This window comes from Dialister histaminiformans, assembly GCF_900103425.1.
GTDB lineage: Bacteria > Bacillota > Negativicutes > Veillonellales > Dialisteraceae > Allisonella > Allisonella histaminiformans.
Genome location: NZ_FMXA01000016.1, coordinates 14,282 through 38,445, shown reverse-complemented (window position 1 = coordinate 38,445; position 24,164 = coordinate 14,282). Strand labels below are relative to the sequence as shown.

Annotated in this window: 17 protein-coding genes; 13 read left to right on the top strand and 4 right to left on the bottom strand. The window is 46.1% G+C overall.

Going from position 1 to position 24,164, the window contains the following annotated elements; translation table 11 throughout:
• Positions 1 to 925: 925 nt before the first annotated feature.
• Positions 926 to 3,766 carry an isoleucine--tRNA ligase gene (gene ileS / locus BLQ79_RS06310; RefSeq protein ID WP_091364959.1) on the top strand — a complete coding sequence of 947 codons (2,841 nt, stop codon included), beginning with the start codon at positions 926 to 928 and terminating at the stop codon, positions 3,764 to 3,766.
• Between the two features lie 513 nt (positions 3,767 to 4,279).
• Here the strand turns inward: ileS and BLQ79_RS06305 are convergent.
• Positions 4,280 to 5,068 carry a class I SAM-dependent methyltransferase gene (locus tag BLQ79_RS06305; RefSeq protein WP_200779847.1) on the bottom strand — a complete coding sequence of 263 codons (789 nt, stop codon included), beginning with the start codon at positions 5,066 to 5,068 and terminating at the stop codon, positions 4,280 to 4,282.
• A gap of 210 nt (positions 5,069 to 5,278) precedes the next feature.
• Between BLQ79_RS06305 and BLQ79_RS06300 the strand changes: the two genes are divergently transcribed.
• Entirely contained in the window at positions 5,279 to 5,854 is a 576-nt protein-coding gene (locus tag BLQ79_RS06300) for a nitroreductase family protein (RefSeq protein ID WP_091364957.1), read from the top strand.
• A gap of 444 nt (positions 5,855 to 6,298) precedes the next feature.
• Positions 6,299 to 6,883 (top strand): acyloxyacyl hydrolase, encoded by a 585-nt coding sequence (locus BLQ79_RS06295; protein WP_091364954.1) that lies wholly within the window; start codon positions 6,299 to 6,301, stop codon positions 6,881 to 6,883.
• Between the two features lie 225 nt (positions 6,884 to 7,108).
• On the opposite strand, the gene BLQ79_RS06290 is transcribed toward BLQ79_RS06295, so the two are convergent.
• On the bottom strand, positions 7,109 to 7,591 hold the full coding sequence (locus BLQ79_RS06290) for an autotransporter outer membrane beta-barrel domain-containing protein (protein WP_091364951.1): 483 nt from the start codon (positions 7,589 to 7,591) through the stop codon (positions 7,109 to 7,111).
• 256 nt (positions 7,592 to 7,847) lie between these two features.
• Between BLQ79_RS06290 and BLQ79_RS06285 the strand changes: the two genes are divergently transcribed.
• The 3 genes from BLQ79_RS06285 to BLQ79_RS06275 all read left to right on the top strand — a co-directional run bounded on the left by BLQ79_RS06285 (position 7,848) and on the right by BLQ79_RS06275 (position 12,859).
• The gene (locus tag BLQ79_RS06285) at positions 7,848 to 9,071 is read left to right on the top strand and encodes a glycosyltransferase family 2 protein (protein ID WP_091364948.1); all 1,224 of its coding nucleotides are present in this window, start codon (positions 7,848 to 7,850) and stop codon (positions 9,069 to 9,071) included.
• Between the two features lie 1,608 nt (positions 9,072 to 10,679).
• Positions 10,680 to 11,573 carry a DUF2156 domain-containing protein gene (locus BLQ79_RS06280; RefSeq protein ID WP_234944944.1) on the top strand — a complete coding sequence of 298 codons (894 nt, stop codon included), beginning with the start codon at positions 10,680 to 10,682 and terminating at the stop codon, positions 11,571 to 11,573.
• A 26-nt stretch (positions 11,574 to 11,599) separates the two neighbouring features.
• Positions 11,600 to 12,859, top strand: coding sequence for a GNAT family N-acetyltransferase (locus BLQ79_RS06275; protein WP_091364946.1), 1,260 nt, complete (start codon positions 11,600 to 11,602; stop codon positions 12,857 to 12,859).
• A gap of 229 nt (positions 12,860 to 13,088) precedes the next feature.
• Here the strand turns inward: BLQ79_RS06275 and BLQ79_RS06270 are convergent, their stop codons facing one another.
• Positions 13,089 to 13,547, bottom strand: coding sequence for a hypothetical protein (locus tag BLQ79_RS06270; RefSeq protein WP_091364944.1), 459 nt, complete (start codon positions 13,545 to 13,547; stop codon positions 13,089 to 13,091).
• Between the two features lie 16 nt (positions 13,548 to 13,563).
• Positions 13,564 to 14,595, bottom strand: coding sequence for a YitT family protein (locus BLQ79_RS06265; protein WP_091364942.1), 1,032 nt, complete (start codon positions 14,593 to 14,595; stop codon positions 13,564 to 13,566).
• Positions 14,596 to 14,832: 237 nt separating this feature from the next.
• Between BLQ79_RS06265 and BLQ79_RS06260 the strand changes: the two genes are divergently transcribed.
• The 7 genes from BLQ79_RS06260 to BLQ79_RS06230 all read left to right on the top strand — a co-directional run bounded on the left by BLQ79_RS06260 (position 14,833) and on the right by BLQ79_RS06230 (position 24,151).
• Entirely contained in the window at positions 14,833 to 15,549 is a 717-nt protein-coding gene (locus BLQ79_RS06260) for a BUD32 family EKC/KEOPS complex subunit (protein ID WP_091364940.1), read from the top strand.
• 9 nt (positions 15,550 to 15,558) lie between these two features.
• Entirely contained in the window at positions 15,559 to 16,542 is a 984-nt protein-coding gene (locus BLQ79_RS06255; RefSeq protein ID WP_091364938.1) for a glycosyltransferase family 8 protein, read from the top strand.
• 506 nt (positions 16,543 to 17,048) lie between these two features.
• On the top strand, positions 17,049 to 18,767 hold the full coding sequence (locus tag BLQ79_RS06250) for a phosphoethanolamine transferase (protein WP_091364936.1): 1,719 nt from the start codon (positions 17,049 to 17,051) through the stop codon (positions 18,765 to 18,767).
• A gap of 45 nt (positions 18,768 to 18,812) precedes the next feature.
• A complete protein-coding gene (locus tag BLQ79_RS06245; protein WP_091364934.1) occupies positions 18,813 to 20,633 on the top strand; it encodes a phosphoethanolamine transferase in 1,821 nt (606 codons plus the stop codon).
• A gap of 258 nt (positions 20,634 to 20,891) precedes the next feature.
• Positions 20,892 to 21,932, top strand: coding sequence for an O-antigen ligase family protein (locus tag BLQ79_RS06240; RefSeq protein WP_143270099.1), 1,041 nt, complete (start codon positions 20,892 to 20,894; stop codon positions 21,930 to 21,932).
• A gap of 13 nt (positions 21,933 to 21,945) precedes the next feature.
• Positions 21,946 to 23,142 carry a glycosyltransferase gene (locus tag BLQ79_RS06235; protein ID WP_091364929.1) on the top strand — a complete coding sequence of 399 codons (1,197 nt, stop codon included), beginning with the start codon at positions 21,946 to 21,948 and terminating at the stop codon, positions 23,140 to 23,142.
• 10 nt (positions 23,143 to 23,152) lie between these two features.
• Positions 23,153 to 24,151, top strand: coding sequence for a glycosyltransferase family 2 protein (locus tag BLQ79_RS06230; RefSeq protein ID WP_091364927.1), 999 nt, complete (start codon positions 23,153 to 23,155; stop codon positions 24,149 to 24,151).
• Positions 24,152 to 24,164: the final 13 nt, after the last annotated feature.

The window sequence follows — 24,164 nt, the reverse complement described above, 5'->3', positions numbered from 1 at the left end:
TAGAGACATCAATACCTACGCTAATCATAGCGCACCTCCTGATAATTTAAATAAAAGTAATTGTTCCAGCCACACTTATTATCATTCAGTTTAGTTCGTTACACGGGAGCAAATCCCAACCTGCTTAATCGAATATTTATAACAAGGGGCGGGTTGACAGTTTGTCGTACGGATGCGAAATCCAATGGCTTTTCGTCAGACCAATTACTCCCCTAATTATAAATAAATAAGTGCAGCTGATGAAGATGATCATTCTCCAACAACTACACTTTTATGGTACTAATAGCTTGTCGTCATTGGCTGTAAGTCCATAGAATTATGAAATCTTTGATTTCAATAATATTGACAGCCCGGTCTTTGTTGGCGGCTGGTGGAAAGTAGATTCCTCTATGTTGGAATATAGGAAAGGTTGCAAATATTCAGAATCTTTTTTCTCCTGCAGAAGGTACGCTTCTGCACAGCCTTCACATCGTCCTGAGTTGTATGCATGGTGGACTGGTCTGCAGTCACGGGGACCGACGAATGACGGTGGAAAGTAGAATGCTGTATGTGAATCCATAGGAATAGCGGTAATATGCTGCTCTTCGTCTTTTTTATAAAGAGACTATTCGTAGAATACATAATCCTTTATTTTCACAGTTTTTCTATATTTCACTTGACTATGCTCTTTGATAAGGGTATTATGTAGAAAATTCAAAGGCGAAGATAGAGACGGGATATATGACCTGTCATCAGAGCGAGCCCGGTACGGTGAAAGCGGGTATGACAGAATATAGCCAGATCACTCTGGAGCTGCAGGGAAGAAAAGCCCTGCCGGGACATCGTTAACTGTACCGAGTGACCGAAAGGTCATTAGGGTGGTACCACGGGATAAATTCTCGCCCCTTATTGGGGCGGGATTTTTTGTTTTCAGGAGGAATAGATTATGGATTACAGCAAGACTCTGCACTTGCCAGAAACAGATTTCCCTATGCGTGGCAATCTTCCGAAAAGAGAACCAGGCTTTGTAAAAATGTGGAAGGATATGGACCTGTATCATCAGCGTCTGGAAAAGAGAAGAAAAGACGGCGCTCCGGCTTTTGTACTGCATGATGGACCGCCATATGCCAACGGCAAGATTCACATCGGTCATGCGCTGAATAAGACACTGAAGGATATCATTGTCCGCTACAAGTTCATGAAGGGCTATGCTGCTCATTACGTGCCGGGCTGGGATACCCATGGCCTTCCGATTGAATATGCAGTATTGAAGGAATCCGGTGAAGACAGAGCCACCATGACTCCACTTCAGCTCCGTGAAAAGTGCCTTGCCTATGCTAAGAGATGGATCAACATCCAGAGAGAAGACTTCATCCGCATGGGCGTTGTCGGCGACTTTGAACATCCGTATGTAACCTTCGATCCGCATCTGGAAGCCAAGCAGCTGGAAGTATTTGGCGCTATGGCCGACAAGGGCTACATTTACAAGGGTAAGAAGGCTGTTTACTGGTGCCCGCACTGCGAAACTGCACTGGCAGAAGCAGAAATTGAATATAAGGACAGAAAATCTCCGTCCATTTACGTTAAGTTCCCTGCACTGGATGTAGGTGACCTGGCTCCGGAAGGTGTACCGAAGGATAAGCTCTTTGCTGTCATCTGGACCACTACCCCATGGACCATTCCGGCTAACGAATTCATCAGTGTAAATCCGAAGTTCACCTATGTATGGGTTCATAACCTGGACAATGATGAATACTACCTGATGAACAAGGAACTGGCTCCGGCAGCTCTGGCAGACTGCAAGGTGGAAAATTATGAATTTGCAGGCCGTGAAATGCTCGGCGCAGAATGGGATCTCAAGTCTTTCCAGCATCCACTGTATGAAGACCGCGTAGTCTATGTACTGGAAGGCAACCACGTAACTCTCGATGCAGGTACCGGTTGCGTACATACCGCTCCTGGCCATGGTGTGGATGACTTTGAAGTATATAAGTCTTATGAAAATGCAGGCAAGCTGAAGCAGGAAATTCTCTGCCCGGTAGATGAAAAGGGCCGTATGACCGAAGAAGCAGGCTTGGGCCTTGTCGGCAAGACTATCTGGGAAGCAGAAGGTCCGGTTATTTCCCTCCTGGCTCATGCTGGCAGACTTCTGGGCAAGAAGTCCATTCATCATCAGTATGCACACTGCTGGCGCTGCAAGAACCCGATTATTTACCGCGCAACAGAACAGTGGTTTGCATCCATCAATGATTTCAGAGACAAGGCTCTGAAGGCTGTGGATGATACCACATTCTATCCGGCATGGGGTCATGACCGCCTTTATAATATGATTCGTGACCGTCAGGACTGGTGTATTTCCCGTCAGCGTTCCTGGGGTGTTCCGATTCCTGCATTCTACTGCGATGACTGCGGTAAGTATGTAATTACCCATGAAACCACACAGAAGGTAGTGGATATCGTAGAAAAGGAAGGTTCCGATGCATGGTGGAAGTACAGTGCAGAAGAACTGCTTCCGGAAGGATTCACCTGCCCGCACTGCGGCGGCCATCATTTCCACAAGGAAAAGGATATCATGGACGTATGGTTCGATTCCGGTTCTACCTGGAACGGCGTGCTGAAGAATCCGCGTGAAGAATGGAAGGGTGCTGCCTATCCATGCGATCTGTACCTGGAAGGCTCCGATCAGCACCGTGGCTGGTTCCACAGCTCCCTGCTCACTTCTGTAGCTGTTAACGGACATGCTCCATACAAGGCAGTACTGACCCATGGTTTCACTATGGACGGCGAAGGCCGCAAGATGAGTAAGTCGGTAGGTAACGTTGTAGCTCCGCAGGACATTATCAACAAGTACGGCGCTGACGTTATGCGTCTCTGGATTTCCTCTGTAGAATATCAGAGCGACGTAAGACTGTCCGATAAGATTATCAAGAGCATGAGTGATGTATATCGCAAGATCAGAAATACATTCCGCTACCTCCTTGGCAATCTGGCTGACTTCAACCCGGCAACCGATGCCGTTCCTTATGCAGAAATGGACGAACTGGACCGCTGGGCACTGCTCCGTCTGGAACAGGTGAAGGAAGAAGTTTCCAATGCGTGTGAACAGTATCAGTTCCATGTTATGTATCACGCAGTACACAACTTCTGCACTGTAGACCTGTCCGCAACCTATCTGGACATCCTCAAGGATCGTCTGTATACCGAAACTGCGGATTCCAGACTGCGTCGCTCTGCACAGACCGCTATGTATGAAATCCTGGACAGCCTGGTTCGCATCATGGCTCCATTCATCTGCTTCACCGCAGAAGAAGTATGGCAGGCTATGCCAGCGGTAGAAGGCAAGGAAGCCAGCGTGCATCTGGCAGACTGGCCGGCTATGAAGCCGCAGTACCTGGACAGCGCACTGGATGAAAAGTGGAGCGCAAGACTGGCTCTCCGCAGCGATGTCATGAAGGCACTGGAAAATGCCCGTGCTGCTAAGATTATTGGCCACCCGCTCGATGCAGATGTAACCATCTACGCAGAAGGCGACGCATATGAAACCCTGAAGGCTATGGGAGACTTCCTCTCTGACTTCTTCATCGTTTCCAACGTGGAACTGGTCAATGATACCTCTGCGGCACCGGCGGATGCACTGACTAATGAAGATGGTGTACGCGTATCCGTAGCACCGAGCACCAGACAGAAGTGCGAACGCTGCTGGAAGCATCTGGACTCTGTAGGATCCAACCCGGATCATCCGGATGTATGCGCACGCTGCGCCCGCGTTCTTGATGAAGAAAAATAAGATGAGCTGAAAAGACAGGTTTGAGGGAATTTGCAAACACGCAGAAGAATCTCCCTCGGACACGAAATTCAGAAGGATTTTCTGCAGGTATCAGCCTGGAAACTGAAAGGTCGCAAACTTTAATCTGCAGATAGATATCCCATATAATCTCTTCATATAAAATAAAAAGCAGAAAGAATCCCAATTATCTGAGATTCTTTCTGCTTTTTGCATGTGGAAATATGTATTCAGGGATGTAGGCCTAAACGTATGGTTCTGCAATTTTAGAATTATCATCAATCACGGGCGAAGCGGAATGTTCTCTTATACAAGCTAAGAATGCAAAAGCTGGTGGGGACAAGTAGAATACTGTATGTTGCAACATAGGAAAAATTATTAAATGCCCCCCTTTCTGGAGAGAAAGGAGATCATTTGCGGACCAGAGGGTGAATAGTTGATTTCTCTGTGTTGAGTAAAGGAAGGCGGAAAGATTTCCAGTCTGTTATCTGAACGTATGATTTTTTTGAGATTCGCTCATTGTCTTATTACATCATACCGAATCACTTTTCCTTCGATAACGTAGCTCGGTTTTCTGTCAGCCAGCCATGGACCTTTGGCCGGGCGTTTGATGATGATTTTAGGCGCCCCGGTGGCCAGTGCCGCTTCCAGCAGTGTGTTTTCTTCTGTGCATGGGGACTCCAGCTTCTGGATAAGCTGCAGCTTTTCCTTTACTTTGGATTTCTTTTTTCTTTCCGGGAACATAGGATCCAGGAGAATGACATCTGGTGGTGTGGAGAGGGATGCGAAACAGGTAAGGGAGCTTCCTTCATATACAGTCATGCGGGATACCACAGGTTCCAGTTCCGGGATGGTTCTGGCACGTGCCAGAGTGTCTTTCAGCAGTGCAGCAATGACCGGATTATGTTCGCATAAGGTGACAGAAAAACCGTAAGCGGCCAGAAGGAGGGAATCTTCCCCCAGACCGGCTGTTCCGTCGATTGCAGTAAGATGTTCCTTCTTATCCTTGCTGTGTGCCGCTTTTATGAGGGCTTCGTGGGTGAGATTATGGTGCTTCAGCCGGCGTATCCTGGGGATGTAGTCGCCGCGCAGGGTCATTTCTCCATCCGTAAGGCAGGTGCCTTCCTGGTCATATACCACATAGAGGGCAGTCTTTTCCATGGACTCCGGGGATGTGAAGAAGGGAGCGTTCATGGTTTCTGCCAGTTTGGATGCTTCGTCATTTTTTTCAGTGTCCAGACAGAAGACAGCAAAAGGAATTTCCTTTATAGCTTCCTGCATCTGGCGGCGTTGGCTGCGTTTCATTTGATTGATTCTCCTTTACCGGGGCGGTGCCCATAATAGATGATGGAAATCCGGATACTGGTATCGTTCTCAGCAGTATCCGGGGATCGGCCTTTTTATTATAGACCAGATATCTGGGAATCAAAAGTGAACAATTTTCGTAGATTTTTCTGCTGGAAGAAGGTAAAATAATGAATATATGTATATACTCAGTAGAAAGGAGGTACAGCAATGACCAGATTGACAGATGTTCTGAAAAGACGGCGTTCTATATATGCATTAAACCGGCAGCTTCCGGTAAGTGAAGACGAGGTGCTTGACCTGATTAAGGAAGCTACTGAACTGGTTCCCGATGCATTTAACATGAAGAGCCAGCGGGTAATTGTGGTTCTAGGGGATAAGCAGGATACCCTCTGGGATGGTATCTATGATGCATTTGGCGGTAAAGTAGCCAGAGCAAAGATTGATAGCTTTAAGGCGGCTTATGGAACCATTCTGTACTTCATTGATGACAATACTGTAAAGGCTCTGCAGACAAAGTTCCCGCGCTATGCGGATAATTTCCCGGTGTGGGCACAGCAGGCCAATGGCATGCTGCAGATCAATATCTGGGCAGGACTTGCTGAATTAGGAGTCGGTGCTAATATTCAGCATTACAACCCGGTTATCGACCCTCTGGTAAAAGATATGTTCCAGGTACCAGATGGCTATCGCCTTATTGCACAGATGCCATTTGGCGGCGTGGAATCAGAAAGAGAACCGAAAGAAAAAGAAGATATATCCGCACGGGTTACCGTTGCCAGGTAATGATTGACGTAGCCATGAGCTGTGAAATGAGAAATTATTTTTCACAGCTCATTTTTCATATGGGAAAGAATAAGCGTATGCTAATATAAGAAAATATAATATTAATTTTTCTTAATAAATAAAATGTTAGAAATTGTTAACCGTTTATCTATTGATTAGTTGCCATCAATCCGGTATACTTTCCATTATAACAAGGAAGGGTACAGACCGCATACAGACTTAAGACCTCCGCTATGCCGGCCTGATGTGCATACCCACGGATTTTGAGAATCCCCTTATACGAGACCAGCGATGTCCAGGAAACATCGCTGGTTTTTTCATTGCCTGGTATCTGAAATTCCACAATGGATGGAAATACTTACAGGCAGCACAGACTATAGCTGGTTTCTGCCAGATTGTTTATAATATAGAGTATAGATAATAATAAGGAAAGAAGGTTGGACCATGAGAAAAGATATGAGAAGATTGGCTGCCGTCCTTATTGGGGTGGCGGCGATTCTGCCGGCAGGTGCCGCTATGGCAGAAGATAATGGAAATAATATGAGGAATACATGGGAAATCCAGTATGATTCTATGCATCCTTGTATCTTTAATGACCGGCATATCAGTAATGATACGGTACATGTTTATCAGAAGATGGGACAGCGGGGAACAATTTCCTGGTACCGTGGGCTTACCGTTACGGATAATCACGGAACCCTTACAGATGATGATAAGGTAAAGCGGAATTCAGATGCCTGGGGTGCCGGTCCATCGGTTATGGGACGATATGAACATGAGCTCACAGGAAAGCTCTACGGAGGATTGGATGCCACCGGGACACTTATGTTTTACAATAAGGCGTTTCCTGCCGGTGGCAGAGGCTATGGTTTCATGTGGAGAACCGGTCCCAGGCTCACCTGGAAGAGTGGAGAAAAAGACTCCTTCTCCGTAGGCTACACCATTATGCACTGTTCCAATGGAATGAAGCGTCGAAACCCGGGATATAATGGCAACGGGCTCACCGTGGTCTGGAGTCATCAGTTCTGATTTATAAGCTGAAGCTTATAAACAGACAATCAGACAGTTCAGACTTCAGACTGGAAGTTCATGGAACTTCCTTCAGACAGAATCAAAGGACGAAAAGAAATTTGATGATATCAGATTCCTTTTCGTCCTTTTGCTATGTTCTTATAATTTTAGATTCCGGTGAATACAGTCTGCCGTATAAGCTTTTAGAGAAACATCTTCGGAGCTTATCAGAAGCTGTCTCTTTTAGAACTTGTAGTTTACCCCTACGCCCAGGCCGGATTCATCACTACCATGATCTGGGTCGTATTTATGGTAGTTCAGGTTGAGTCCGAAGCCCATGCCAATGTTATAGTCCACCCCTACATTGGTTTCCTTGAATTCCTGGCCCCAGTCATAGCTGAGATAAGGCTGGAAACCCAGAAAGCTGTCGGTCTTGATTTTCGCGCCACCATAGAAGGAATCATCCTGATGCTTCATATCGTTACGCCAGCCGGCACGCAGCTGGAGATTGTCTCCCAGCAGCTTGTAGTGGGCATGAATATCATTCTGATCACCGTATTCATCGCGATCCAGACGGGAATAGCCGATGGAAAGTTTTGGAAGCACTGTGGCATCAATATAAGATTCCTTTGTTCCGAGGCCGGCTTCAATGCCTGCATTGGCGGAAACGTGCATGGAAGCAGCCAGTGTCAGCCCTACGGCTGCAGCAATTATCAGTTTTTTCATTATAGTCCTCCTTTATGTGGAATTGTCTGTGCGCTGGCACAGGTATATAACCAGGCCCTGCTCTTATCAGTGTAACACGACAGCGCGTATGGGACAAAGGTAAACGGGAGAATAAACAGGAAAACCAGCATAAACATGCAAAAATATTAAATAAAAATAAATTTTTTAAAAAGAAACGCTGCCAAAAGGAAATAAAATAAGATATAATGAAGATACTAAATTATTGTATTGCATTTTTGAGGGAGAGGAGCTTGTCATGGTAGAAATCAATTCCATGCCGCTGGTGTCAGTCATCTTGCCGGTGTATCTGGGAGAAGATTACATTAAGGAAACCATCCGTTGTATTTTATCTCAGACCTATACCAAGATTGAACTGTTGGTTATCGATGATGGCTCACCAGATAAAAGTGGCGCTATTGCTGATCAGGCCGCATCCCTGGATGCAAGGCTTACCGTATTCCATCAGCCGCACCGTGGAGTGTCTGCGGCAAGAAATGTAGGGCTGGAACATGCCCGCGGGGACTATATCTGTTTTATTGACTGCGACGATCATGTGTATGGAGATATGATTCGCATGATGGTTATGGCCATGGAAAAGAAACATGCGGATATGTCCATATTTAATGTATTTGATGAAAATGAACGGGGGCTCGGTGGTCTCTTGGGCTGGCATATCAAGAGCAGAGACATTCCTTCCGATATGATCAAGGCCAGACTTTTCCTTGGATTGGATCCCCAGGTATGGAGAAAAGTGTACCGTGCTCATCTGTGGGAGAATGTCCGTTTTCCGGAAGATGTGCTTTATGAGGATCTGTATGTGAACAGTGAAGTCCTGCTGAATGCTAAAAAATTGATTGCTACCGACCAGGTACTGTATGATAACAATCACTACAATGAAAAGAGTGTCAGTGCGCTGGAAAAAGAACCCCGCATACTTCATGAACTTAAAGCATGGATGCATAACCTGAATCTGGCCAGAAAGATACCGGTGCTATCGGCCTACCGGGAATATTACCGTTGGCAGGCCCTTCGCTGTTGGGCTAAGTGCAATGGTACTCTGGGAGAGGATATGTTCCAGGGCAACAGCGCCATTTATGATGTACTGTTCACGGCGCTCCCACTGGCTGATGCCATTCGTCCGGCACCGCAGAGCGATAGAAACACACTTCTCTATTATATGGCAGAAGTGGAAGCCATGACCCTGGCGATTACGATGCTTAAGCAGTGCGGCCTGGAATGTCACCACGAAGTGCGCGATATGTTCCAGGCGGCTGTGCCAGCCCTGTGTATTGACAGCATCATGCATATCCTGCGCCCAGCTTCCAGAGAACTGCTTCTATGCGCTATTGAAGAAGCCAGAAGATATAAGAGACGACTGAACTTCGGTCAGCGCTTTATGATGGCCATGATTGGAAAAGGGCCTAAGGATGTGCTGGAACTGAAAGGCCGGCAGTACCTGAAACGCGGAATTAGCAAATAAAAGATGAGCTGAAAGATCGAGTTGAGCAACGAGATTTGAGGCAGCGAGGGGAGACCGAAGGGTATAATAAAACCACTTTCCATAAAAAATCGGAAAGTGGTTTTATTATGCCTTAATTTTTACAATGAGGCTATTCGCCATAGAGTAGACCGAAAAGCCGCAAACTATGTTTGCTGTCCGCAAATCCCTTCGGGATTCGAGACGGTATGAGCCAAGGCTCATAGGTCGGCAAGCCTTCGGCTCGAGGCGGTGTAAAACATGCTGTTTTACAAGGGGGGAAGAGGAATATTGCTTATAAAAGCTAAGAATGCTAAAGCCTACAAAAAGACTAGAATCCTGTACGCAGCTCCTTTCTGGGGATCTGGCGCAAAAAGTTATATGTGATACCCGATTTCCAGGTTTGTTTTAGTCAGAAATCTGCGTTCTTACTTTTATCAGGCTTTAATACGGACCTGGATACCATTTTTATGGAAATTCAATGAATTTCTTAGACAGAAGACTTGTATCCCGTGGCAACAAGACATTGTTGCCACGCCAGACTGCCATATATAAGACATTAAGGATTGGCAGGCATTCGAGACAATCCATTGTCTCGAATCCAACGAACGTCGGGGGATAGTTGATTTCTCTGTGTTGGAAATAGGAAAACGTGCTGATGTATGCCATGTTTTTGCTTTATATGAAAAAGCCATGTGCAACATCCATCCCCTGTGCTCCCAAAGTAGCACACCGACCTGCCTTTTGATGTTAAGGCACCGACCCGAATTCCGAAGGAATTTGCCAACCCGAGAGTTGCAAAGCAACTCTTGACGACCATGAGCGTTAGCTCATTCTTGATTCCACTATGTGAATCCATGGGATATGTTGCTTCTCACTTTTTTATAAAAGAGGCTATACGCAGCATCTATTCCCCTTTCATTTTTCCTCTTGCTGCCAAAATCCAGCAGACGATATTTTGAAGGGGGTATCTGGTGGTGGATAATCAGAGATGATAACAAGTGAAAATATTATCAGTATCCTGTAAAAAGTGCGTAAAATCTTAATATGTGGAAACCCGAAAATCTGTTCATCGATTATTTGTTTGCTGTAAAGAATTTCCCATGAAAAGCCGGGTTATTCAACTTATTCACAGGTTTATCCACAAAACAGGTGAAAAAGGTGAATTCTTCATAGTGAATATTTTCTAAAAATCAGATAATATGGGGGATTTATCATAAGTGTACACTCTAGATGTACACAGAAGAATGTGAATAACTGTGAATAAGTTATTGAATATCTGTTTACAAAAACGGAGGAAATCTATTAAACCCACGATAATATCTGGAATTACATCGCTTGTGGAGAAAGTGAATAGTGAAATGTGAATTGGTGAATAAGTAGAATAACCCTGTGAATTTCTGGATTTTGGGGACAAAATAATTTTTTTTGAACTGAAAAAATCAGCTGATGTCGGTAAAGTTTATATAAATCCTGTCAAAATGTCCACATAGAGAGGACAGTCGAAAAAGGGAGACCTGCCATTTGCGGTATATGCTACAATACTATTAGATTTAGAATATTAAATATAGAGTGGATATATCGTGGGAAAGACCACAGTGAGGAGTTATTATGGAATTTCATCATTTTGAGATGAAAGATAAGGATTATATCAATTCATTTTTTGGGGAACATCATTATCAGCAGTGTGACTGTTCCTTTAATACCCTGTTCCTCTGGCAGCACGCATACAGCACCATGTGGGCAGTAGAAGATAATATTCTGTTTGTCAGAGCCGGTCGTGGAGACATGGCTTATTTTATGCCTCCATTTGAAGGAAAGGGCGCATCGTTTGTACATGGCCTGGAAATCATCAGAAAGCACCTGGAAGACATGGGCAAGCCGTTCCGCCTCATGGGGGCATCTCCCTGGGTAGTGGAACAGATTAAGCAGCTCTGCCCTGGAAAATATGAATTTGAAGAAGACCGGGATGACTTTGAATACATTTATAAGACCAGTGACCTTATCCGTCTTCCAGGGAAAAAGTTTCGTATGAAGAAGAATCATCTCAATGGATTCCTCAGAACCTATCCGGACTATGTATATGAACCGATTACCCACGAAAATATGGAAGAAGTAAAACAGGCTTCTGCCGAATGGTTCAAACGTCATGGGGATATTGAAGATGAAGAATATTCTATCGGACTCTGTTTTGATAACTGGGATGCCCTGGGGGTAAAAGGAGCCGTCATCCGCATTTACGGAAAGATTGAAGCTTTTACCATTGGGGATAAGATGAATGACCAGGTGGCCCATATTCATTTTGAAAAGGCTAATCCGGAAATCCGCGGACTTTATCAGGCCATTAACCGGGATTTCATTCTCCATGAATTTGCAGATACAGAATTTGTGAATCGGGAAGAAGATCTGGGAGTTCCAGGACTCCGTCAGGCTAAGATGGAATATAACCCGGATCACTTTGCAGAAAAGTATAATGTCGTATTGGCAGGTACCCTGGGCAAATAAGGAACAGTCAGGAGAGGTGAAGCAAGATGCAGTTTCGAAGAGCGACGGAAGCAGACCGTAAGTCGATTGAAGCGCTGTGGGCCTATTGTTTTGAAAAACCAGATGAACCATTTTTTCAGTGGTATTTCTCCCGGGTGTGCCAGATGGACGATGTGGTGGTAGCGGAAGAGAACCAGCATATCGCAGCCGATCTGCACCTGCGGCCGTATACCCTGAATCTTCGGGGGAACAGTATGCCCGTGGATTATATGGTGGGGGTGGCTACGCACCCGGCAGCCAGAGGCAGGGGAATCGCCAGTAAGCTGCTGAAGAATGCTTTCCGCATATCCAGGTCCCGTGGAAAATCTGCAGTCATCCTTATGCCATCGGATGCCTCTTTCTATATGCCTCTGGGCTGTTCCTTCTATGTACAGCAGTGGGAACGCAGTGCTGCTCCGGAATGGCTGGCACGGATTGGGGAAAAACCGGAAAAGGCAATGACTGTTTCTTCTCCCGATGAATGGCATATTCTGGCTTCCGTATATGAGAAATTCACAGAAAGAAGGAACGGATTTACCCAGCGCGACGAAAAGACATGGCGGACCTTTATCGAAGGCCAGCTGAATGAGGGCTATATCGCCGTTACAGGCGATGAAACGGGTCCGATAGGGTATTTATGCTATGGTATGGACGGAAGGCGTCTTATAGCCAATGAAATGGCGTATTCATCGGATCGCGGTCGCAGGGGACTTTATGCTTTCATGGCCGGGCACCGCGGTTCTATTGATCGGTGCATATGGTATGAACCGCTGGACGACTGTTCCTTCTACTACTGGCCTAATGGGGCGGAACATACATATATTGAAAACCGCACCTTCCCGTTCATGATGGCACGCATCACCGATCCGGTAGGGGTCATTGATGGTCTGCCCTGTGAGAAACAGATACATGGAGAATATTCATTCCAGCTGGTAGATCCGGTACTGAGTGAAAACAATGGGATATATATGGTGCGGGCCGAAGATGGGGAAATTCATGCTCTCCAGGATGATATCTTCTACAAACTCCGTCTGCACATCGAAGACACCTCCGGAATCAATCTGGGCAACCATATCCCGGAACCCTCGTTCTGCATGAATGTGAATACCTTGGCAGAACTTGTCTTCGGGACCTCCGATTTCAATGAACTTCTTAAGAGAAACCAGATTACCTGGCTTACAAAAGACGAAGCCATAAAAGAAAAGATATCCCGTTTCATGATGGGCATACTTCCGGAAAAAGATAACTGGATTGCCGAGTGGTATTAGAGATGAGTCTTTGTGTAAAGGTAGACCGCCTGCAGAATGCAGGCCATCAGACACAAAACTCGAAAAATTTTCTTCAGGCATCAGACAAAAAAGCGACAGGAAATTTCCTGTCGCTTTTTATTGTTGAGGATTGCAGAGGTGAAGTGGAATGTTCTCATTAAAGGATTTTCCTTATTCTCTCTCAAACCTCATATCTCATATCTATCTTTTAAGTCTGAAAGGAAGCTGCTTAGGCTTCCGGTCTGATGTCTGATTTTCTGACGTCTGTTCGGAGTTCCCGGACCTCCATCTTCCCATCCTTATCATATCTTGCAACATACGTCCGATTTCCCAGGTTCATAAGGAAATAGGGGGATATGTTGTCTGTTTTTCTGGTGATAGAGTATTTCTGTGTGGTATCCGGGAAGGATTCTTCCCAGATGAGTATTCCGTTCTTGCGGATGGAGGCGTGCATAGTGTGGCCGTCGGCGTTGACGGTGAAGGCCAGCAGGGCTCCGGTTTCATCGTTGAAATACATGGTGGAGGCAGAGGAAAAATTCATGTCTCCTTCGCTGGCTGTAGAAAAGTACAGCTGTCCTGTTTCTGCAGAGGAGTGAATAATCTGCGCGGTGCCGGCCGGCGTATAGGCGCTGGCGGATAGGGGCAGGAAAAAGCATAATGCCAGAGGTAATGCTAAGTATTTTTTCATGGTGAAAAGAACCTCCTTACTTATCATCTGCCCGGACTTCGGGATAGGTTTCCTTATCCGGTGTGGGATTGGCTTCCTGGTCCATTTCATATTGCCAGAATTTGGTAGGAACCAGTTCCCCGTCTTCATTTACTACATAGCGGGCAGAATGCTGCAGATTTTTTTCGACAGGTGTGGCCACCGGTGTGGTAAATCCCTGACCGATAACGTCAGTGGTGTTCATAATGAACAGAAACGCATGTGGGTCTATGACATGGATCAGCTGGCGGAGTTTGGCAATCTGCGTCAGATCAATGATAGCAAAAACGATTTGTTTTCTTGCGCCGCTGAATCCGCCCTGGCCGTCCAGGAGTGTAGCACCATGACCGATTTTCCGAAGAATGCCGTCGGTAATTTCCAGAGGCTTTCTGGATACGATGAACGCCGCTTTTCTCTGCGCGGTACCGATAACGACCCGGTTAGCCACATTGGCGGTAAGGTACATGCCGATTAAGGTACATACGGCACGTTCCAGGGAGAATATGGCGGCACTGGCACCGACAATAATCACGTTCAGGCCAAAGACTACATTGCCGATTTCCAGATTGTAGTATTTCTTTAAAATGGCGCCTACGATGTCCAGTCCGCCACTGTTGGTGTTATAGCGGTACAGAAGGCCGGTGCCGATACCGATGATGAAACCACCGGTAATGGCAGAGACCAGTGGGCTCTGAATAATGGTAGACTGGCTGAGAAAGGCGGTAGCATCAATAAAAAATGACAGCGTTACCGTTCCCAGGATGGAAACCGCCGTATAAAACTTTCCCATATAGCGGAGGGAAAGAATCAGCAGTGGAATATTTAAGAGAAGGTTCATTGTACCGATGGGGAAACCGGTAAGGTAATAGATAATCATGGCGATACCGGCCAGCCCTCCGGCCAGGAAATGGTGGGGAACAAAGAACGCATTCATCCCGATGGCATATAAAAGAGTACCAATCACAGTGACCACGAAGACGACAACACACCGTTTGAGCAGTGCTTTATCAGCCAATCCTGCGGTTTTCATAATGTACATCCTCCCTGATATGGAATGCATAAAATGTATAAATAATGAAAATTCTGACTTATCTTCCCTATTATACAACGGGGCCGGAAAAAAAGATAAAGCGTCTTCCCCGGGGAAATGTACCGGTCACAACGAAGAAAACTGCGTTTTTCAGGGGCAATCTTTGCCATAACTTGATATAATAATATAATTGGAATTGAGGTTGTACGAATATCAATCCCATCGGGAGAATTAGTTATGATTACAGATAAAGCATTTAAAGAGTCCCTGCAGAAAGCCATTGCCGGACAGCCGGAGGAACGGAATATCCCTTTTACTTTTGAAGGAACGACCTACTGGATTAAGCGGAGGCTTTCCAATGGACGCAATCAGTTCGCCAAGTCATCCGTCAATGTACAGTTTTATACCGAAGTGGCACGCTCAGCCATGGCGCACAGCCTGACCGGGCTGTCTCCGGAAATTGTATATCTGGACGCGGACTGCATGGTTACCAGGGCAGCCGGCGAGAATATCAATCACTGGATGCGGCAGAAGGATGTCAGCAAAGAGGAAAAGCTGGATATCCTCACCCGTACCGGAGCGGCACTGGGCGCACTGCATAAGGCGGGGATGACCCATGGGCGGCCGGCTCTTCGTGATTTCCTGTATAAGGATGGGCAGGTAACGCTGCTCGACTGGGAAAATCTGCCCCGGTCAAAAAACAAGAAGAAATGCATGGCTCTGGACTATCTGCTCCTCCTTCTGTCCCTGCTCCGTGAACCGTATGCAGAAGAAGACTATATGAAGGCACTGGAGGCAGGATATGCAGGGGCGGCCGGCGGAGAGACCAGAGAATGGGCCCGCGCATTTTTAAGAAAACATGGTCTCATCGGGCATCTGGCCAAAGCGCTGGATGTCTTCCATATGAAGGATGTAGAGGCTTTTTCCAAATTATATCGTTATCTGGCAGACTGAGAGGATGTTATGGCCAACGTATTAAGCAACGCAATTATAAAGACCATCCGTCTGGGCCGGGGCGGGGAAGAGAAATCTTTCCACATCGCCTTTACCGGTACGGCGGACTATATTTCCCATATGGGCGTGGTGGCATTTTCCGTAAGAAAATGGAATCCGGACATGCCGTTGAGTTTCCACTTCTTTGTGAATGCCCTCAGTGATACTGAACGGGGACATCTTATCGACCTGTCACGGATGACGAAGGCAGCGGTGTATGTCCATCTTATTGATGATAGCTGCTTTACCAGCCTGCTGCTGTCTGACGGCGTAGCCGCCTTTTTCTATCGGTTCCTCGTGGCGCCTACCCTGGCCAGCCTTACTGACCGGGTGCTGTATCTCGACGGAGATATGATGTGCCGCGGTGATCTGACACCGCTTTGGAAATTGGACCTCACCGGAATTGACGCAGCCGTGGTGACGGACCGGAGAGAAGAAAGCAACGCGAAGCGTGTCGGCACGTCCAAGTATTTCAATGCCGGCATGATGCTCATCCACATCGATCAGTGGATGCAGGACGGCCTGTTTGATGACATCGTCAGAAGGGCACAGGAAAACGTGGCGAAGGTAGGCAACCGTCTGTCTCACCACGATCAGGATATCCATAACCAGATGCTGGATGGCCGGGTAAAGTACCTGCCAAAGAAATACAACTACCTGTACAATCTGGATCGTCAGTCCCTGTTTGCAAAACAGCCAGAAAATGAAGATTACAGAAATCAGGTCATCATTCATTTCGCAGGCCACGCAAAACCCTGGCACAGCTGGGTACAGGACTGGCCGGCAGTAAAGGAATATGCTGCCCTGCAGGAGGCATCCCCATGGAAGGGTTACCCGCTCGTTCCTCCGAAAGGAAGAAAGAACCTCCACCAGGCCGCCAGAACCGCCAGAATGCAGCATCACTATGGCGAAATGGTGAAATGGTATGTGGAATATATAAAGACCAAAATCTGAGGTCCGCAGGAATGGCTCAGAAACATTGTTTATGAATTCCAACTTCAAGCTTTTTAGCAGACCGGGCTACCTCTCTTATTGAAATTCTGCAAATTTCTAAAATAGAAGACTTGTAGCCAGCAAGGACAAGACTTTGTCCTTGCTCCGTATGAGCAGCAGTGCGGCATTGTTTGCGATGTCCAATCTCCAGCTTTAATAAGGACCTGGATACCATTCTTAATGAAATTCTGTGAATAGCATAATGCTGCAAACTGCGTTTGCTGTCCGCAGGAATCCGTTCCGGATTCCCGGATTCGTATGAGCCGAAGGCTCATATGTCTGCAAGACTCTGGCTTGAGTCCGTGCAATCTTATGTGGATTGCACGGGTAATAAGGAAGTTTTTGTTTTGTCTGAATGAAAATCTGAAGGATTTTCGGTCTAATGTCGGATGTCTGACAGGAAATCATCTGATTCCCTGTCTGCAGCCTTACAGGCTGCTCATCTATCCTAAAGGAGTCGCAGTTCTATGTTGGAAAACAGTTTACTTATTCTGGTCACGATGGCTGGTCTTTATAGTGCGGCGGCCCTTTTTGGCTGTCTGCACATAGGGACCTGGCGCGGACTGCGTATGGGAGTCCTGGGAGGACTTCTCCTTCTGGCTGCTGCATGGGCAGGCAATATACATCTGGTTTCTCCGGCTTCTCTGGCTCCGATATATTTCTTACTGCTGTGGACGGTTCCCTATATGTGGTGCCGCGGCCGGGCGGAGTCCAGAGAAGACAGGGAATTGTCCCGGATTAAAGGGGAATTCCTTACAGGAAGCGCTGGTGCGGCTCTGTTTCTGCTGCTGACGCATTCTCCCTGGGGAGGAACCGGCGTGGCCTGTCTGGAAGCTATCCTGTTGCTGTGGTCGCTCATAGCGGCGCTGGCCTACGTCATTTACTTCTTCATTTATGGGAATCTGTTCCAGGCGGCAGATATGGTGCCTGTGCTGATGACCCATGTGCAGGAGGTACGGGCATACATGGAAGGGCAGATTAAAAGAAACGTTCTGCTGGGCGGTATCCTGGGATTCCTTGTGCTGGTTCTGGCCGGGCTGGCCATGATATGGGCCGGCATGGGAGAGATGGGAATCTGGACAAAAGGGAGCGCGGTTGTGGCGCTTGTTTCCGCAATCGTCATGATTAAATGCGCCCTGGACTGCTTTCCGCTCCGGGAAATCCGGCTGGCGGGAAACAGTATACGGGAAATGAAACAGGCCGGAGAAGTACATGTATACAACCTGGAGCACCGCTTTAAGCAGAAAGCGGAAGAAGAACCGGATGGTAATATATTCCTCATAATCGGGGAAAGCGCCAACCGGGATCATATGAAGGCCTTTAATCCGGAGTATCCGCAGGAAACCACACCGTGGCAATCTGCGGTTAAGGTGGAGGATGGATTTTTCTTCTTCCCGAAAACCTATGCCTGCTTTACCCAGACGGCGCAGACCATAAGCTGGATGCTCACCGGGATGAACCAGTATAATCATCATTCGAAAGATTATCTGGTATCCATCATCGATGCAGCCAGGGCAGCCGGATATGAGACCTGGTGGTGCACCAACCATAAGGGGAACGATTACCTGACTGAGTACCTTATGCACACTGCGGATAACGTAGTGGAAGTACCGGCGCCTGCCGGGGATGATGCCCAGCTTCTGGATGTGATGGATACTATTCCTGAAAATGGGCATCATCTGGTGATTCTTCATATCATGGGCAGCCATCTCCGTTATGGGGACAGATATCCGGTGGATTTCCCGGTAATTTCCGGAAGCAGCCAGCGGATTTCCGAATATGATACCTCTATTGCCTATACCGATGACATCCTCCGCAGGATGTGGGAAAAGGCAGAGAAGAAATTACATCCGTCGGTTATCATGTATGTATCGGACCACAGCGAAGATATGAAATATACCCACGGGACCGGACATTTTACCTTTGATATGACCCGGATTCCTCTGTGGATCTATCTTTCTCCGTCGTATAGGAAGAAACATAAGGACAGGGCTGAATCTCTGCGCAGTCATCAGGACTGTGTGTTTACCAATGATTTAGTGTTTGATACCCTTTGCGGCCTCATGCAGGCATCAAATTATGGGCGCACGGACCGTTTTGACCTGTCTAGTCAGGACTATGATCTTTCACAGGATGAGGCAATGACCATGCATGGCAGGGTACATATTGCAGAGGACAGGCAGTAAAATATACGGGTTACAGATAGTAAGGAGTAAAGGAATTTTTTCAAAATGGGTAAGAAATGGAATTTTGAGATTTGGGCAGGTATAGAAGCGCTGATTCTTCAGGTGATTACCTTTGCCTGGTTTTATTTTTGCGGCATCGGACGTATCCTGGCATGGCATAACAGCATGCGTGATTTTGCTATGGGGCTGGTTATCCTCATTCTGGGGCAGGTGATAGTAAAGAAGCACCTGCTGTCCCAGCTGTGGGCTCCGGCGGGAGGCATCTATCTGCTGATGATAAGCATCTATCCCTATGTCATTGGCACATCTATGCACGGATGGCATGCGGATTTTGACCTGGTGAATCCCTATTATCTCAGTGCCCTTTCTGTGGGAATCGTACTGACACTCCTGGCAGCGGCTGGGCAAAAGAACAAAAAGGTGCGTCCGGCGGCCACAGGGATTATCGCGTTGTCGGTCATTTTTTTCAGCGTGTCCGCCATTTCCTACCTGGTTTATTTCTTTATTTATCACAACATGTTCCCTGCAGAGGATATGATTCCGGTCATTATGACCAGCTGGCAGGAAACTGTCGGATTCATGACTACCCATTTTGATACGGCAAAGCTGGCCGGCCTGGGATTGGTAGCCCTTCTGATTATTGTCGGTGGTCTGTTTATGGGCTGGTTTTCCACAGGGAAGGAAAAGAAGGTTTCTCCGGTCATGCCCTCTATGATATGGAGCGGAAAGACAAGGACCATATTCATTGTCCTTATCCTCATCATGGCCGGGCTTACTATTCGCCGCTGGGTACCCCGCTGCTATCCTCTGTATGAACTGAAGCTGGCAAGACGGTATCAGGCCAGCATAATCAAGGCGGAAAAGTCACATGAGGAAAATTATAAGAAACTGCAGATTACGGATAAGCAGGGGAAACCGCTTCAGGGTACAGTTATCCTGATTATCGGGGAAAGTGAGTGCCGCGACCGGATGACCGCGTTCAATCCGGCGCTTACGGATGACAGCACCCCGTGGCTTTCCAGAATGGCGAAGTCCAATCAGGCCATTCTGTATAAGAAGGCATATTCCAATTTCCCGGCCACCGCATTGGCACTGGAACAGGTTCTCACCAGCGAAAACCAGTACCATGATCAGTCCTTCTCTGACGCTGTATCCATTCTGGATGTGGCCAACAAGGCAGGTTATCAGACCTGGTGGCTTGGCAATCATAACCGCATGGCCAATGGTACGGCGGCTTATGGATTGGTAGCGGAAGAAGCCAAGCATAAGCTGTGGACCAATCCGGCGCCGCAGGATGATAAGGCCCTTCTGGACCTGCTGAAGAAGGTACCGAAGGAAGGAAATAATTTTGTCATCATCCATATGTACGGTTCACATACACGGTACATGGACAGATATCCGGCTGGCTATCCGGAAGTACACAACAGTACCAAAGACAGTGTGGTACAGTATGATACTTCGGTTAAATATACTGATGACATCATGAGCCGGATTTTTGACTATGCAGAAAAGAATCTGAACCTGAAGGCTCTCATTTATACATCGGACCATGGGGAAGATATGGTCAATGGACACGGAGAAGGCGGATTCACCTTCGCCATGGTACATACTCCGGTGTTCTTCTACTTCTCACCGGAATACCGGAAGGATTATCCGCAGCTTGTAAGCAATGTGGAAAAGCATAAGGATGAATTCTTTACCAATGATCTCATGTTTGATTCCCTGAGCAGCATCCTGCGGGCAGGAAACAATTATCAGAATGCACAGTATGATATAACTGATAGCAGCTATTCTCTGCCGGAAGATAAGGCACTTACCGTTCATGGAAAGCATAAGGTAATGGAAGATCCGGCACTGAAGAAATAAGTGATGGGGAAACAAGGGTCTGAAGCAATTTTGATTTAAGGAAGGAAAAGGATACATAAAGTGATACATAATATACGGATTGATCAAATTGCCAGCATATCTGTTTTTTCTATTCTTGTCATAATTTCATGGTGCTTTAAAGCGTCTTATTTCAGCTATGCATTGATTGTTTTTGCTCTGTTCCTTATTGCGGATGGTATATATTCATTGCGGAAGAAACGTCCTTTTCTGCCAAATCGAAACAGAGGATTTTACCTGATGATATCAGGAATTCTGGGCTTTTATCTGCTCTTTATTCTCACTGCTGTGCTGCATGGAGACCGGTTGGATATGGTTAAATCCCTTAATGAGGCCGGGCTTTGTTTTCCTTTCTTTATCACCTGGTGGATTTTAAGCAAATATGATGCGGAAAAAGGATTTCGCTGGGGAATCCTGATAGGAGCTGTGATTGCCTGTAGTATTGGATTGCACCAATGGTATATAAACCCGGGATTAAGAATTAGGAGCTCTTATGCTCATCCGAACCATTTTGGTACAATGATTAATATTACGCTTCCGATAATTGGATATTATGCGCTGAAAATTAAACAGCATGCCTATAAAATCTTATCGGCTTGTACAATAATTATGCAGTTGGTCTGTCTGTACCTTACTGGCTCCAGAGGAGCAGTACTTGCGCTTGTAGGGGCTGTCATTTTAGGGGTATTATGGACATACCTCAGCTTAAGAAAATATCAGGCGATTAAATTCAGCAGATATATCTGGGTCGTAATCCTTGTTCTTCTTCTTGGCGGCGGATTGGCCTTCCATCATATGGGTGAGGAAAGAAACGTTGATGTTATAGAACTGGCTGAATCCGGAAAATCTATCACCAGAGCCGGAGGAGAAAGAGCACAGATGATTCAGGCAAGCATTGCTATGTGGAAAGACCATAAGATTCTGGGGGTTGGTGCCGGTCATTGGGGCGAAGCATACTATGGTCAGTACAGACCTGCAGATATTCATGAAACCGGTCATTCCATGCCGCATAATATGCCATTGTTCTTCTTATCTACCGGCGGCATGGTAGGATTTGCCGGATATGGGATTTTTGTTATTGTATCGGCGGTCACTTTGACAAAGCTGGTGAAAATGAAAAAAGATTCAGCCTTCGCTTTGGCTGTGTATATGGTCTTTCTTTCATTTTTCATTCAGGGATTTGTAGATACAACGATAATTAATAAGATTCCGGCGAGGATGTATTTTGCATTAATGGGCAGCTTTATTCCTTTATGTTGTATGCAGTTAAAGCAGAAATAGTATTGAGAGACAAATGAGAATATTACTGGCGAGGATTGCTGCGTTGTATGGTCGCAATGGCGGCATGGAACAAGTAGAATCACGTATGGCTAATGCTATGATTCAAAGAGGACATGATGTGGGTATCTTGTCGTATGATACACAGGAAGGAAAGCCATATTATCCTGTTGACACATCTGTCCGGATGTTGAATCTGAATAATTTTATTGGAAGCTCGAAAGATTTGCTGGTTTTCAAATGTATAAGAGAAGCCGTAAGACCGTTTAGTAAAAAGAAGGCCTTATACTGGAGGAACAAAGGAAGATATTCTTATTTCAGAGAAGGAATGAGAAAGGTGCTACGCCAGTTTAAGCCTGATGTCATTGTTTCATTTGATGCGGAGTCCAGTGCGGTTTTCTTTGGTGCGTGTCCTGATTTCCAGATTCCACTGGTTACGATGTTTCACTTTTCAGTTAATGAGGCAGTTAACTGGGAAGATTCTCAGGAAATTGAAGCGTTGCGAAAAAGTGCCTGTGTGCAGGTGCTGCTGAAAGATGATCTGGTAAAATTAAAGGAAAAACTTCCTCAGGTGCAGGCGGTCTGTGTTCCGAATGTCGTACCCATGTATCCTGTTGTGGCCGATCTGGGAAAGAAAAAATCAACGTATACAATTATTGATGTGGCCAGGCTGACAAGACATCAGAAGCAGCCTCACCTTCTGATAGAGGCTTTTTCCCGGATAGCTGATAAATTTCCACAATGGCATCTTGAATTCTGGGGCTCAGAACCTGATGGCAAAAAGGTATACACAAGGGAGCTTCAGAATTTAATTGAAACTAAAAAGCTTAACGATAAAATTACTCTTTGCGGTAATACGAATGATGTGTTAAGCAAGTATGTCAATGCAGACATCATAGTGCTCCCCAGTGCTTACGAAGGGTTTGGGCTTGCTTTAGCAGAAGGTATGAGTGCGGGGTTGCCGGGAGTTGGTTTTAAAAGCTGTATGGGAGTCAATGAACTGATTGAGGATGGCAGGACAGGATATCTTGTGGGAGAAGGGGCAGAAGAGCTGGCCGGAGGATTAAGTCGACTGATGGAAAATCAGGACCTTCGTGTAAAGATGGGAAAAGCCGCTCATGAAGCGATGAAACAATATTCTCCTGAAAAAATCTGGGGCACATGGGAAAAGATTCTTTCTTTAGCGGTTGAAGGGAAGAAAATTATTATGTAAGGAGACTTTCATGGAAAATATAACAGTATCAATTATCATTCCTGTTTATAAGGCTGAAAAATATATACGGGGCTGTCTTGATAGTGTTGTGAGACAGACCTGCCAGGAAAATTATGAGGTTATTGTTATTGATGATGGGTCTCCGGACCGTTCTGGTGAAATCTGTGACGAATATGCCAGACAATTTCCTATGATAAAAGTGTTTCACCAATCCAATAAGGGAGTTGCCAGGACCCGTGAAGTGGGAATCCAAAAGGCTCAGGGAAAATACATTGTGTGGGTAGATGCAGATGATTCTGCGGATCCAACCCTGGTGGAAAATGTGCTGAAAAAAATCAATGAGAGCCATGCAGACCTGATTCTTTATGGTGTGCAGTATCAATATCAGGGGATTGTAACCAAAGAACAGATTCCGCAAAAAGAAGAACTATCCGCGATGCGACGCAAATCCATTACAGGAAAATATTCTACGCTTTGGAGAATGGCTTCTTTAAGAGATTTCTGGATTGGAGAAAAGGTTCCTGAAGAAATGGAACGTTCAGCAGAAGATGGATATATGTCCATTCAACTGTTCATGAAAGCACAGCGTATCGAAGTTATCCCTGAAATACTGTATTATCACATTGGGGATAACCCTAATTCAATCCGCCATACCTGCGATGGCAAATATTATATGGGCAATTTCAGTATCTGGTACTATCGCCTTCATATCTGCGAAAAGAATTACAAGGATTTAGTTGCGCATTGTGCAAGCCGGGCATTTTCCGGAGCCGTTAAGGCTTATTCTATGTCCCTGATAAATCATGATTTACCTGAAAAATTTCAGAAGGAACTGGTTGAATCTCTTCGCGATTTAAGAAGATATCCTATTGGAGGACGTCTGAGAGATAAGTTCCTTTGCTGGTGCATTATCCATCATATAGATGGTCCTTGCAGAAGGTATGCCAATCATAAGATAAAAAAGCTGGAGCGAAAAAACAGAAAAATAATCAGTGACCATAAAGAGTAAGGTCTGAATTGTT

Bases quoted from the DNA above. Each gene is read 5' to 3' on its own strand.
- BLQ79_RS06235 (WP_091364929.1), top strand. From the start codon at position 21,946: ATGAGAATATTACTGGCGAGGATTGCTGCGTTGTATGGTCGCAATGGC.
- BLQ79_RS06275 (WP_091364946.1), top strand. From the start codon at position 11,600: ATGCAGTTTCGAAGAGCGACGGAAGCAGACCGTAAGTCGATTGAAGCG.
- BLQ79_RS06260 (WP_091364940.1), top strand. From the start codon at position 14,833: ATGATTACAGATAAAGCATTTAAAGAGTCCCTGCAGAAAGCCATTGCC.
- BLQ79_RS06250 (WP_091364936.1), top strand. From the start codon at position 17,049: ATGTTGGAAAACAGTTTACTTATTCTGGTCACGATGGCTGGTCTTTAT.
- BLQ79_RS06245 (WP_091364934.1), top strand. From the start codon at position 18,813: ATGGGTAAGAAATGGAATTTTGAGATTTGGGCAGGTATAGAAGCGCTG.
- BLQ79_RS06285 (WP_091364948.1), top strand. From the start codon at position 7,848: ATGGTAGAAATCAATTCCATGCCGCTGGTGTCAGTCATCTTGCCGGTG.
- BLQ79_RS06280 (WP_234944944.1), top strand. From the start codon at position 10,680: ATGGAATTTCATCATTTTGAGATGAAAGATAAGGATTATATCAATTCA.
- ileS (WP_091364959.1), top strand. From the start codon at position 926: ATGGATTACAGCAAGACTCTGCACTTGCCAGAAACAGATTTCCCTATG.
- BLQ79_RS06300 (WP_091364957.1), top strand. From the start codon at position 5,279: ATGACCAGATTGACAGATGTTCTGAAAAGACGGCGTTCTATATATGCA.
- BLQ79_RS06255 (WP_091364938.1), top strand. From the start codon at position 15,559: ATGGCCAACGTATTAAGCAACGCAATTATAAAGACCATCCGTCTGGGC.
- BLQ79_RS06240 (WP_143270099.1), top strand. From the start codon at position 20,892: ATGATATCAGGAATTCTGGGCTTTTATCTGCTCTTTATTCTCACTGCT.
- BLQ79_RS06290 (WP_091364951.1), bottom strand. From the start codon at position 7,591: ATGAAAAAACTGATAATTGCTGCAGCCGTAGGGCTGACACTGGCTGCT.
- BLQ79_RS06305 (WP_200779847.1), bottom strand. From the start codon at position 5,068: ATGAAACGCAGCCAACGCCGCCAGATGCAGGAAGCTATAAAGGAAATT.
- BLQ79_RS06295 (WP_091364954.1), top strand. From the start codon at position 6,299: ATGAGAAAAGATATGAGAAGATTGGCTGCCGTCCTTATTGGGGTGGCG.
- BLQ79_RS06265 (WP_091364942.1), bottom strand. From the start codon at position 14,595: ATGAAAACCGCAGGATTGGCTGATAAAGCACTGCTCAAACGGTGTGTT.
- BLQ79_RS06270 (WP_091364944.1), bottom strand. From the start codon at position 13,547: ATGAAAAAATACTTAGCATTACCTCTGGCATTATGCTTTTTCCTGCCC.
- BLQ79_RS06230 (WP_091364927.1), top strand. From the start codon at position 23,153: ATGGAAAATATAACAGTATCAATTATCATTCCTGTTTATAAGGCTGAA.